This is a genomic window from Pseudarthrobacter sp. WHRI 8279, from assembly GCF_040224115.2.
GTDB lineage: Bacteria > Actinomycetota > Actinomycetes > Actinomycetales > Micrococcaceae > Arthrobacter.
On the sequence record NZ_CP168162.1, the window covers coordinates 1,678,407 to 1,690,723 of the forward strand.

The 12,317-nt window shown below is 66.1% G+C and carries 10 protein-coding genes and 1 tRNA gene; 6 read left to right on the top strand and 5 right to left on the bottom strand.

The features are described from left to right. Positions 1 to 281: 281 nt before the first annotated feature. From thrB to argS, 5 genes are read right to left on the bottom strand one after another with little or no spacing between them, the layout of a single operon-like run. Complete coding sequence (thrB, locus tag ABRP28_RS07635; RefSeq protein WP_350001642.1) at positions 282 to 1,256, bottom strand: homoserine kinase; 975 nt, start codon at positions 1,254 to 1,256, stop codon at positions 282 to 284. Positions 1,257 to 1,258: 2 nt separating this feature from the next. Continuing rightward, positions 1,259 to 2,365, bottom strand: coding sequence for a threonine synthase (thrC, locus tag ABRP28_RS07640; protein ID WP_350001643.1), 1,107 nt, complete (start codon positions 2,363 to 2,365; stop codon positions 1,259 to 1,261). Then, positions 2,366 to 3,691 (bottom strand): homoserine dehydrogenase, encoded by a 1,326-nt coding sequence (locus ABRP28_RS07645; RefSeq protein WP_350001645.1) that lies wholly within the window; start codon positions 3,689 to 3,691, stop codon positions 2,366 to 2,368. It lies immediately after the preceding gene. Then, entirely contained in the window at positions 3,692 to 5,173 is a 1,482-nt protein-coding gene (lysA, locus tag ABRP28_RS07650) for a diaminopimelate decarboxylase (protein WP_350001647.1), read from the bottom strand. Between the two features lie 5 nt (positions 5,174 to 5,178). Continuing rightward, positions 5,179 to 6,843, bottom strand: coding sequence for an arginine--tRNA ligase (gene argS, locus ABRP28_RS07655; RefSeq protein ID WP_350001649.1), 1,665 nt, complete (start codon positions 6,841 to 6,843; stop codon positions 5,179 to 5,181). Positions 6,844 to 7,022: 179 nt separating this feature from the next. On the opposite strand from argS, the gene ABRP28_RS07660 reads away from it, so the two are divergent. The 6 genes from ABRP28_RS07660 (at position 7,023) to ABRP28_RS07685 (ending at position 12,293) form a co-directional block, all read left to right on the top strand. Continuing rightward, the gene (locus tag ABRP28_RS07660) at positions 7,023 to 7,496 is read left to right on the top strand and encodes an FMN-binding protein (protein ID WP_350001651.1); all 474 of its coding nucleotides are present in this window, start codon (positions 7,023 to 7,025) and stop codon (positions 7,494 to 7,496) included. A 3-nt stretch (positions 7,497 to 7,499) separates the two neighbouring features. Further along, positions 7,500 to 8,369 carry an FAD:protein FMN transferase gene (locus ABRP28_RS07665; protein ID WP_350001652.1) on the top strand — a complete coding sequence of 290 codons (870 nt, stop codon included), beginning with the start codon at positions 7,500 to 7,502 and terminating at the stop codon, positions 8,367 to 8,369. After that, entirely contained in the window at positions 8,366 to 9,910 is a 1,545-nt protein-coding gene (locus ABRP28_RS07670) for an FAD-dependent oxidoreductase (protein WP_350001653.1), read from the top strand. The genes ABRP28_RS07665 and ABRP28_RS07670 overlap by 4 nt, the downstream gene beginning before the upstream one ends. A gap of 104 nt (positions 9,911 to 10,014) precedes the next feature. Further along, positions 10,015 to 10,090, top strand: a tRNA-Arg gene (locus ABRP28_RS07675). Between the two features lie 396 nt (positions 10,091 to 10,486). After that, the gene (locus ABRP28_RS07680) at positions 10,487 to 11,155 is read left to right on the top strand and encodes a hypothetical protein (protein ID WP_350001655.1); all 669 of its coding nucleotides are present in this window, start codon (positions 10,487 to 10,489) and stop codon (positions 11,153 to 11,155) included. Between the two features lie 85 nt (positions 11,156 to 11,240). Continuing rightward, positions 11,241 to 12,293: a M4 family metallopeptidase gene (locus ABRP28_RS07685; RefSeq protein WP_350001656.1), complete on the top strand. Its 1,053-nt coding sequence runs from the start codon at positions 11,241 to 11,243 to the stop codon at positions 12,291 to 12,293. Positions 12,294 to 12,317 lie beyond the last annotated feature (24 nt).

Here is a 12,317-nt window from a genome sequence, read left to right on the forward strand (position 1 = left end):
CTCGACGGCGTCCAGACTGGGAGCTGGGCGCGATGATTTGATCTGGGCTGCAGTTCAGATCTGCAGCCGGATTGTTCGGCCTTGCCGGTTGGATTTCGGCCAGCAGGGCCGGATACTGATTCACCTTGCGCTCCGCCCATGACGGGACGCCGGACTGACGTTTCAGGGGCAGTTTGAGTGCTGCAGATTCCTGCGACAGACCTAGCAGGCGGCACCGGAATAGATTGCGCAGTAAGAGACCAGGCGGCAACTAAGTGCAATAGCAGATCAGATAGGCGGAATTACCGCCGGTGCAACTCCACCTTAGCACCTTCGACGTCCACTGCCAGCTTCAGTACCCGCCAGGCGATATCCGGCGTGTTGGCCGCGTTGAACTCCCCGATGAAAGCCACAGCGGCGGCGGCTTCGGCCTCACCGTTGGCGAGGACCAGGACTGTGGGCCCGGCACCGGAAACGACGGCGGCATGGCCCGCGGCGCGCAGCGCACCGATGAGGGCTGCGCTGGGCCGCATTGCCTCGGCACGGTAGCTCTGGTGCAGGTAGTCTTCCGTGCCCGCGAGCAGGAACTCCGGCTTGTGCGTCAGCGCGTGGATCAGCAGGGCTGCGCGGCCCGCGTTCATGGCAGCGGCATGGTGGCCCACCGATGCCGGCAACAGGGCGCGTGCCGCCTCCGTGGACAGTTCGAAATCAGGAACCGCCACGACCGGGATGACCGAATCAACCACCGTAGCGCTGGTGCTGCTGTACTGGTCACTGTCCTGCCAGGACAGCGCCAGCCCGCCGAAAATGGCGGGTGCCACGTTGTCCGGGTGGCCTTCGATTTCGCTGGTCAGCTGCAGGATCCAGTCCCGGCCCCGGCGGCGGTCCTCGGGCACCATGGCATTGGCCGCCGAGACTGCCGCAACTACGGCGGAGGCGGACGAGCCGAGGCCGCGGCCGTGGGGGTTGACGTTGTCAGCGGTGACCTTCAGGCCGCCGTGGCGGAAACCGAGCCTTTCGAACGCCGCTTCCATGGCCCTGATGACCAGGTGGCTTGCGTCCCGGGGCAGGGTTTCCGCGCCCTCGCCGCGAAGCTCAAACAGCAGTTCGTCCGTTTCCAGGCTCTCCACTGTCAGGGTGTCGTGCAATGCCAGGGCCAGGCCCAGGCTGTCATAGCCCGGGCCGAGGTTGGCCGTGGTTGCAGGCACCCGGACGGTGACAATCTGGCCGGCCTGGATGGGTTGCAGTCCGACGGCGGCCGGCGAGGTGGTTTCCAAGGCTATTTTTCTTCCAGTCCCAGTTCAGCAGCAACCGTGACAACATCATTGGAAACCTTGACCGGCTGCACGTCGCTGCCGTCCTCGGTGCGCAGGGCCCACTGGGGGTCCTTGAGTCCGTGGCCCGTGACCGTGATGACGATGGTCTTGCCGGCAGGGACTTCCCCTGCCGCGTGCTTCTTCAGCAGGCCAGCCACGCCCGCAGCCGAGCCCGGCTCCACGAAGACGCCCTCGCGGGAGGACAGCCAGCGGTGGGCGCTCAGGATTTCCTCATCCGTGACGGAGTCAATCAGCCCGCCGGACTCGTCCCGGGCACCGATGGCGCCGTCCCAGGAGGCAGGGTTGCCGATGCGGATGGCCGTGGCGATGGTGTCGGGCTCAGTGATGGGGTGGCCGGCAACGAACGGCGCCGCGCCTGCCGCCTGAAAGCCCCACATGGCAGGAGTCCTGGTGGAGACGGCGGGAAGGGTGCCGGCAGTCTCGGACTCGAACGGAGCAGAGTACTCCTTGTAGCCCTTCCAGTACGCGGTGATGTTTCCGGCGTTGCCCACCGGCAGGACATGGATGTCCGGAGCGTCGCCCAGGGCGTCGACGATTTCGAAGGCGCCGGTCTTCTGTCCCTGGATGCGGGCAGGGTTCACCGAATTCACCAGGAACACCGGGTAGGACTCCCCCAGCTTCCGGGCGATGTCCAGGCAGTTGTCAAAGTTGCCGTCCACCTGGAGCAGCGTGGCGCCGTGGGCGATCGCCTGGCTGAGCTTGCCCATGGAAATCTTGCCTTCGGGCACCAGGACGGCGCACTTCAGGCCGGCGGCCGTGGCGTAGGCAGCAGCGGAGGCGGAGGTGTTGCCCGTGGAGGCACAGACAACCGCCTTCGCGCCGGAGGCGACGGCTGCCGTCATGGCCATGGTCATGCCGCGGTCCTTGAAGGAACCGGTGGGGTTCATGCCCTCCACCTTTAGGTACACCTCGGAACCGGTGAGTTCCGAAAGCTTCTGCGCGTGCACCAGGGGGGTGCCGCCCTCGCCCAGGGTGATCACCCTGGTGGATTCCGTCACGGGCAGACGGTCAGCGTATTCGCGGATGACACCGCGCCATTGGTGAGCCACTTAGACTCCTTCTACCCGCAGAACGGATGTAACTGAGTTGATGACGTCCAGGCCCTTCACGGCCTGGACGGTGGCCGCAAGGGCAGCCTCTGACGCGCGGTGGGTGACGATCCGCAGTTCGGCGGATTCCACGTTGGACTCCGCATCACGGTGGATGGTCTGCCGCATGATCTCGATGGACACGCCATGCTCAGCGAAGAGCTGGGCAATCCGTGCCAGCACGCCGGGCTGGTCGGCGACGTCGAGCCCGATGTAGTAGCTGGTGACGGCCGCGTCGATCGGCAGCGCCGCAACCTGGCCGGTGGTGGTTTCCGTGCGGCCCGGGCCGCCGAGGACCAGGCTGCGCGCGGCCGAGACCAGATCGCCCAGGACGGCGGACGCCGTGGGGGTGCCGCCGGCTCCCTGGCCGTAGAACATCAGTTCGCCGGCGTTCTCGGCTTCGATGAACACCGCGTTGAAGGCGCCGTGGACGGCAGCCAGCGGGTGCTCACGGGGAAGCAGCGTGGGGTGCACGCGCACGGAGACGCCCTCGCCGCCTGTTTCTGTGTCTGCAACCTTAAGCTTTTCCGCAATCGCCAACAGCTTGATGACAAAGCCGGCGTCCTTGGCCGCGGCAATATCCGCCGCAGTGACGGAGGTGATTCCTTCGCAGTGGACGTTTTCCAGGGCAAACCGGGTGTGGAAGGAGAGCGAGGCAAGGATGGCGGCCTTCGCGGCGGCATCGTGGCCTTCGACGTCGGCAGTGGGGTCCGCCTCCGCGTAGCCGAGGCGCTGCGCTTCGGCGAGGGCGTCGGCAAACTGCGCGCCGGTGGTGTCCATCTGGTCAAGGATGAAGTTCGTGGTGCCGTTGACGATGCCCAGGACACGGGTGATGCGGTCGCCGGCGAGGCTGTCGCGGATGGGCCGCAGGATGGGAATGGCACCAGCGACGGCGGCCTCGTAGGAGAGCTGGACGCCAGCCTTGTCAGCCTCCTCGTGGAGGGTGGGGCCGTCCTGCGCCACAAGGGCCTTGTTGCCCGTGACAACGCAGGCACCGTTGCGGAGTGCGGAAAGGATCAGGGTGCGGGCGGGTTCGATGCCGCCCATCAGCTCGATGACCAGGTCCGCGTCCTTCACCAGCGTGTCGGCGTCGGTGGTGAAAAGGTCCTGCGGAAGGTCGACGTCGCGCTTGGCGTGGACATTACGCACGGCGATGCCGCTCAGCTGCAGCTTCGCTCCCGCGCGGGCGGCAAGGGTGTCGGCGTCCTCGATGAGAATCCGCGCAACCTGGGCCCCAACGTTGCCACAGCCCAGCAGGGCTACTTTCAGGGTTCGCAATTCGGTCATTCAGACTCCCATGTCGCGGTTCAGCAGATCTTCTTCGGTTTCCCCGCGGACAATCAGCCGGGCAGATCCGTCGCGCACCGCGACAACGCCCGGCCGGGCCAGATAGTTGTAGTTGCTTGACAGGGCCCAGCAGTAGGCGCCGGTACCCGGTACAGCAAGCAGATCACCGGCTGCCACGTCCTCGGGCAGATATACATCTCTAACAACTATGTCGCCGCTCTCGCAATGTTTGCCCACCACGCGGGACAGCTGCGGGCCGGCGGCAGACGTGCGGGACGCCAGGATTGCGGAGTAATCCGCGTCGTACAGCACCGGGCGGGCGTTGTCGCTCATCCCGCCGTCCACCGAAACATAGCGCCGCGGATACGTAACGTTGTTGCCCGCGTCACTCGCGTCCGCGGCGGGCGCATCCACGCGGACGGTCTTGAGCGTTCCCACCTCATAGAGGGTGAAGGTGGTGCTGCCCACAATGGCGCGGCCCGGTTCGATGGAGATGCGGGGAGCGTCAATGCCCAGTTCAGCGCAGGTGGAACGCACGACGGCGGCCATCGCCTCCGCAATTTCCGATGCGGGGCGGGGGGTGTCCACCGGCGTGTAGGCAATGCCGTAACCGCCGCCAAGATCCAGTTCCGGCAGGACGATGGAGTACTTTTCCTGCATGGCGGCGAGGAAGCGGAGGAGCTTCTGGGCGGCCAGGGCAAAACCGTCCGGCTCGAAGATCTGGGAGCCGATGTGGCAGTGCAGCCCCAGCAGTTCAATGCCCGGATGCGCCGACGCAGCCGCGACGGCCTCCTCGGCAGCCGACAGGCCGGCCTGTTCAGTGGTATCCGCGGCCATGGAAAGGCCGAACTTCTGGTCCTCGTGGGCAGTGGCGATGAACTCGTGGGTGTGGGCGTGCACGCCGGGCGTCAGCCGCAGCATGACCTTGGCCTGCTCGCCCCGGCGCTGTGCAATGTCTCCAACCCGGACCAGCTCGCCGAGGCTGTCCACCACAATCCTGCCCAGCTTCATGTCCAGCGCACGGTGGATCTCAAGGTCGGACTTGTTGTTGCCGTGCAGGGCGACGTCTGCGCCGGGAATGCCGGCCTTTGCCGCGACCGCGAGCTCACCGCCGGAGGCAGTATCCAGCCGGAGGCCCTCTTCTTCGACCCAGCGCACCACGGCGGTGCACAGAAACGACTTGCCGGCGTAGTAGACGTCCACACCCCCGCAGATATCGGCAAACGCGTTGTTGAACGCGTCGCTGAAGGCGCGTGCCCGGGCGCGGAAATCGTCCTCGCTCATGACGAACAGCGGGGTTCCGTACTGCTGCTGGAGCTCGCTGACCGGAATGCCGCCGACGGTGAGTTCACCTGAATCGTTCCGGGCTGCGTCCTGTGCCCACATCTTGGGCTCCAGGGCATTCAGGTCGGCGGGGACCGAAAGCCATTCGGGTGCCAGCGGGGACGCCTGGCTCTGGGAATCTTCGTGCTGCGGTGACATGGGGATCACATCCGTTCCGGCGCGGAAACACCCAGCAGGTCCAGGCCATTGGCCAGCACCTGGCTGGTGGCGTCATTGAGCCACAGGCGCGTGCGGTTGACGTCGGTCACGGCTTCGTCCCCCATGGGCGCGATGCGGCAGGCGTCATACCAGCGGTGGTAGGCACCGGCAATGACTTCAAGGTGACGGGCCACCCGGTGCGGCTCGCGCAGTTCGGCGGCTTTGGCCACGATCGAGGGGTAGCTGCCCAGGTAGGAGAGCAGTTCGTTCTCCGTGGCGTGGTCCAACAGGGAAGCGTCAAAGGAGTCCGTGCCGTCCACCTGGCGTTCCACACCGGCGGCCACGGCGTTCCGGGCGGCGCCCCGGGAACGCGCATGGGCGTACTGGACGTAGAACACCGGGTTTTCGTTGCTGTGCTTCTTCAGCAGTTCCGGGTCAAGGGTCAGCGGCGAATCCGCAGGGAACCGTGCCAGGGAGTAGCGGACAGCGTCCTTCCCGAGCCAGTCGATCAGGTCCTTGAGCTCGATGATGTTGCCGGCGCGCTTGGACAGCTTGGCCCCGTTGACGGAGACAAGCTGGCCGATCAGCACTTCGATATGGACCTCGGGATCGTCGCCGGCGGCGGCCGCAATGGCCTTGAGCCGGTTGATGTACCCGTGGTGGTCCGCACCCAGCAGGTAGATCTTCTCGGTGAATCCCCGGTCCTTCTTGGACAGGTAATAGGCGGCGTCCGCGGCGAAGTAGGTGGGTTCGCCGTTGGCGCGGATCATCACCCTGTCCTTGTCGTCGCCGAAGTCCGTGGTCCGCAGCCAGACCGCACCGCCGTCGTCGAACACGTGGCCCTGCTCGCGCAACCGCGCCACGGCACTTTCGATGGCACCGGCGTCGTGCAGTTCCTGCTCGGAGAAGAAGACGTCAAACTCCACCCCGAAGTCCGCAAGGGTGGCCTTGATGTCCTTCATCTGCGCCTTGTAGGCCGCGGCGCGGATGACCGGCAGGGCAGCCACTTCCGTCAGTTCCCGGATGTCCGGGTGCTCGGTGAGGACCTCGTGGCCAAGGTCGGCGATGTACTGTCCGGGGTAACCCCCGTCAGGCACGGGAAGCCCGTGGAGCCGGTTGTAAACGGAGTGGGCGAACACGTTCATCTGGGTGCCGGCGTCGTTGATGTAGTACTCAGCGGTGACCTCGGCACCGGAAGCGCGCAGGACGCGGGCGATCGAATCGCCCAAGGCTGCCCAGCGGGTGTGTCCAATATGCAGGGGCCCGGTGGGGTTGGCGGAAACGAACTCCATGTTCACCGTGTGGCCGGCGAGCGCCGAGTTGGTGCCATACTGCTTTCCGGCTTCCACAATCGCCTTGGCGAGGGCGCCGGCAGCGGCTGCGTCCACGGTGATGTTCAGGAACCCCGGCCCGGCGATATCCACCGCGGAAACACCGTCGATGGATTTCAGCCGCGCGCTGAGGATCGTGGCGAATTCCCGGGGGTTGGTGCCTGCCTGCTTGGCCAGCTGAAGGGCAATATTGGTGGCCCAGTCTCCGTGGTCCCTGTTCTTTGGCCGCTCCACGCGCACCTCATCAGGCACGGCTGATGCAGGAAGGGCGATGTCGCCGGCGGCGACGGCTTCCTTCAGGCAGGCGGATATGGCGAGGGAGAGTTCTTCGGGAGTCACCCCTCTAGCCTACCGGGGGCCCAGTAACAGCAAGTAATTCAGGCCTTTTTTGATGCACCGGGGATCCACAGGAACAGGGAAGGCGGGCACAGGTTGAACCAATACGCTGGGTCCGGCGTTGACAACACGTAACCACCTGGCATTTCCGCACCGAGTCCACCGACGAAACGAGAACCCCGATGAGACCCGCAGTCCGTAAAAGTGTTTATGCCGGGATCGCCGGCCTGTCCCTGGCCGGTACGGTGGCCGCCTGCGCCCCGTCTGCCGGGGATTCCTCCCCCGCACCCGCAGCCACCGGAAGCAGCACTACCGGAAGTACTCCAGCGCCCGGCGCGTCAACCCCGGCCGGCAGCGGAGCAGATTACAAAGACGGCACCTACAGCGCGGATGGGACGTACGTCTCACCCAACGGCACCGAAACTGTGGGCGTGGAACTGACCCTGGCATCCGGGACCGTCACGGACGTGCAGATCACGCAGCACCCCTCCAACCCGAACACCCGCAAGTTCCAGGGTGAGTTCGCCGGTGGGATCGCGGGGCAGGTGGTAGGCAAGAACATTGATCAGCTCAATGTTTCCAAGGTTGCCGGTTCCTCCCTCACCAGTGGCGGCTTCAACCAGGCCGTGGAGCAGATCAAGTCGGAAGCGCGATAGGACGTGCCGGTCGGCTGGGAGGATTTTGCGTTTGAGGGGATCGGAACGCGCTGGGAAATTTCAACGCCGCAGCCGCTCGATTCCGCCCTCCGCTCGCGCCTGCTGGCCCTGGTGGAACGGTTCGACGCCGACTGGTCCCGGTTCCGGGCGGATTCCCTTGTCAGTGCCCTGGCCAGGGAACCTGGAAAGTATGAGTTTCCCGCGGAGGCGCAGGTGCTGGGGCAGCTGTACCGGAGCCTTTATGAGGCCACCGGCGGGGCCATGACGCCGCTCATCGGACCCAGCCTGGAGCGTCTGGGGTACGACGCGAATTACTCCCTTCGGCCCGCGGGCTCCGCACTGCCGGCGCCCGCATGGGACGGGGTGCTGGAGTGGACCGGCAGCACCCTCACCACCTCGGCTCCCGTCGTGCTGGACGTGGGGGCGGCCGGTAAGGGCCTGCTCGTGGATCTGCTGGCTGCCCAGCTTGAGGCGGCCGGGCTCGAGGCGTACGCCGTTGATGGCAGCGGAGACCTGCTGGCGAAGGGTCCGGAACCCGTTGCCGTGGCGCTGGAACATCCGTACAACACGATGCAGGCCATTGGGGTGGTGCAGCTGGCGGACCGTGCCCTGTGCGCCTCTGCGGCCAACCGGCGCGCCTGGGGCGACGGCCTGCACCACGTCCTGGACGGGAGGACCGGCCGGCCCGTCAGGACGGCCGTGGCCACGTGGGCACTGGCCGGCACCACCATGCTGGCCGATGCCCTGGCAACAGCACTCTTCTTTGTACCCGGTGCCGAACTCCAACGGGCCTTCGACTTCTCCTGGCTCACCGTTTTCTCGGACGGAAGCGCCGCCCATTCCGCAGAGTTTGAGGGGACACTGTTCACATGAGCCCTGTTGAAACGCCGAAAGCGCCGCCGGGCGCCGCCTTGGGTGCCCGGCTGGACACCGTACTGGGCCGGTTCACCATGTACCGGCTGGTCCTCCTTGTCCTCGCGGTCCTGGCTGTATACAGCCTGGTCCTCGATGCCCTTGGTTGGCTGACGTTCGGTATTCCCGAAATGCTGGCGCACCTGGTGCTGTGCCTTGGCCTGACATACGCCTCAAACAGGGCGCTGGCGCCACTGTTCCGGGTCCGGCCGCACTCTGAGTCCTCGCTCATCACGGGCCTGCTGCTGTACTTCCTGTTCTGGCCCTCGTTTGCGCCGCTGGACGTGGCAGGCGTGGCCCTGGCCTGCGTCCTGGCGTCGGCATCAAAGTATGCGCTCGCGTGGCGCGGCCGGCACATCTTCAACGCCGCCGCGGCGGGAGCTTTCGTGGCCGGGCTCACCGGGCTCAACATTGCAACCTGGTGGGCCGCCACTCCTGCGATGCTGTGGGTGCTGGTGCCCGGTGTCCTCCTGGTCCTGCACAGAACACGGAAGTTCCTGATGGCGTCCGTCTTCGCTGCTGTGGCAACTGCCATCATCACGGCGGAACTGCTGCAGGCCGGGATGTCCATGGGCATGGCCCTGTGGCAATCCCTGGCCCAGCGGCCGCTGCTGTTTTTTGTTGGCTTCATGCTCACCGAACCACTCACCCTGCCGCCACGGAGGCGGCAGCAGCTGGCACTTGCCGCTGTAGTGGGCGTGGTGTTCGCAGTCCCCTACAACTTCGGTTTCCTGGCCAATTCGCCGGAGGCAGCGCTGCTGCTGGGCAATGCGATCGCGTTCCTGATGGGTCAGCGGGGCAGGGTGGCCCTTCGCCTGACCGGGACCAGGCCCTTGACGCGCAGCACCACGGAGTTCACTTTCGAGCCGTCCCGGCCCGTGCGCTTCGTGCCGGGGCAGTACATGGAACTGGACCTTCCGCATGCAAAATCGGACGGCAAGGGACGACGCCGGGTGTTCAGCCTGACGGGTTCACCCAGTGAACGCGTGGTCAAGTTCGGCGTGCGGACCGCGGAGCCCCTGTCCGCAGCCAAGAAGGTCATGCTGTCGCTGAATCCGGGGGACGAAGTGACGGCCACTGCGGTTGGAGGTGATTTTGTCCTCCCCCGCGATCTGCACAAGCGTGTGCTGCTGATTGCCGCCGGGATCGGCATCACGCCCTACCTTTCACACTTGTCGTCCGGAGGATTGCGGGACCGGGATGCCGTGCTGCTTCTTCTCGCCAGGAGCGCTGAGGAGGTTGCCTATGCGGAGGAGCTGCAGGCGGCAGGTATCCGAGTCCTGGTCCGCGTGGCGGACGGTTCCGTGCCGCCCCCGGGCCTGGCCACCGCGTCCTGGGAAGGCAGCCGGATGGATGGTGAGGCCATCCGCGCCCTGGTTCCCGACGTCGCCGACCGTGAGGTGTACATCTCGGGGTCCCCTGCCAGTGTGGCCTCGCTGAGGCGGGCTGCAAAAGAGGCCGGGGCAAGAAAAGTCCACGTTGATTCCTTCTCGGGCTACTGACTTTTCAGCGTTCGGCTCTTCCTGGCGGTGCCGATTTTCCCTTGCGGGCCACCTTGCTGCTAAGCTCTAGGACGTCCCGCCGGCAACGGCAGGAACCCCGGATTGCCCTCGTAGCTCAGGGGATAGAGCGTCTGCCTCCGGAGCAGAAGGTCGTAGGTTCGAATCCTATCGAGGGCACCACCGAGAACCGCCAGGAATCACTGATTCCTGGCGGTTTTCTGCATTCCAGCGGTTTCTGCAGGTGAATAATGCCCGGGCTTGTAACGCTTCCATGCGGGAACTATTGGTCCGGGCCGTCGATTAAACCTTTCAGGAGCGCCCCCGCACCACCCGGAGCGCTGCCACCGAACGAAAGGCGCGTCATCGCAGGCAGGAACACCATGACCAGCACACGAGCTCCCGGGCCGGCCCTGCCCCTGGTGCTGCCCGGCCGCAACAACCCCAGGTCATGTTGCGGCTCATCGTTGTGGTCCCGTCCTGAGCCGCGGCGGGACCCGCGACAGCCGGCACGGCCCGCTTCGGCTGCTTCCACGTTTCCTCCTGTTCGGGCTGCTCGCCACAGCGCTGGTGCTCCTCATGTCCGCACTGCCCAGCGGCTTGCGCATGGGGGCCGTACCGCTGCCATGGGGTCCGGAGTGCACCGTCGAGACCCCGGCAGGGATCGTCGGCCTCGATCGGGATGAGGCGCAGCGGGCCACCACGGCCGTCGCGCTCCTGGCCCGCGGGGTGGAGGCCCCGGACACCTCCGGGATCGACAGGGCGGCCTTGCAGCAGCTGGCCGCCGGCCCGTCCGAAGACGCCGGCCCTTCCCTCTCCTGCCGGGGCTCGGCCGCCGGCGGCCTGGGCGAACAGCAGCTGACTGCCACCGGCCTGACACCCCGTGCCGAACGGTTGCGCGCGGCCATGACGGAGGTGTTTGGCGCCCAAAGCCTGGGCGGGTTCGCCCCGGGCGGTGTCGGCCAAGGACACGGAGCGGACTCGACGCACTATGACGGCCGGGCAGTGGATGTCTTCTTCCGCCCCGTGACCGAGGAAAACCGGCGTGCGGGCTGGGTGCTGGCCCACTGGCTTATTGCCCACGCGGGGGCGCTGGATATCCAGTACGTCATCTTCGATGACCGCTTCTGGAGCGTGCACAGTTCCCGCGGGCAATGGCGGGCGTACCGCGCACCTGAGCCCGGCAACGAGATCCTGCGCCACCTCGACCACGTCCACGTGGATGTGCTGGCCGGAGGGTCCGGCTAGGGGGCAGGCCGGCAATGCCGGGAGCCTGCCGAGGATTGTCGGTGCCTCCTCGTAGTCTGAAGTCACCAAGTTGAGGGGGTACGCCATGTACGGTCCGTTCTGTTCCATCATCCCGCCCTACATGCTGAGGAGGCTTGCCAGGCAGGGTGCGCCTGAGTTTTCATCCGCGGCCAGGGCAGCCAAGGAAGCTTTAGACCACGTCGAGTCGTTCCGTTCAGCACGGGCCCAGTCCGCGCCCGGCGCTCCGGCAGGCGTCCGCCAGGCCAAGCCCGGACCACCGGACCGGAGCATCTTCGATGCAAACGGCTCGGAGCTTCTCCCTGGCAGGCTGGTGCGCAAGGAAGGCGGGCCACCTGCCGGCGACCCCGCAGCTGACGAAGCCTTTGACGGGCTTGGCCACACGCACCGCCTCTATGCCGACGTGTTCGGGCGCAATTCCATTGACGGTCGAGGACTGCCCCTGAACGCCACGGTCCACTTCGGCCGGCTCTACGACAACGCCTTCTGGGACGGGAAGCAAATGGTCTTCGGGGACGGCGACGGTGAGGTTTTTGAACGGTTCACCAAGTCCCTGAGCGTCATCGGGCACGAGCTCGCACACGGCGTTACCCAGCATTCGGCCGCGCTTGTGTACCGGAACCAGGCTGGCGCCCTCAATGAATCCATGTCCGACGTCTTCGGCGCGCTGGTGGAACAGTACGTCAAGAACCAGTCCTCCTCCGAGGCCAGCTGGCTTATTGGCGAGGGCATCTTCACGACCGAAGTGGAAGGACGTGCCCTGCGGTCCCTGAAGGCCCCCGGAACGGCGTACGACGACGACGTGCTGGGGAAGGATCCACAGCCGGACTCGATGGACACCTACGTGAGGACCAGCGCGGACAACGGCGGCGTCCACATCAATTCCGGCATCCCCAACCGCGCCTTCTACCTGGTGGCGGAGTCTCTCGGCGGAAACGCCTGGGACTCTCCCGGGCGCATCTGGTACGAGGCACTCACCGGCGGATCGCTTCCCCCTGCTGCCACCTTCAGGGTCTTTGCCCGCGCCACGGTTGAATCAGCCGCAGAGCTCTTCGGTTCCGGATCACCGGAACATGACGCCGTACAGCTGGCGTGGGAAACTGTGAAGGTCAAGCTCTAACAAACGCCCGGCTGGCGCAGGTTG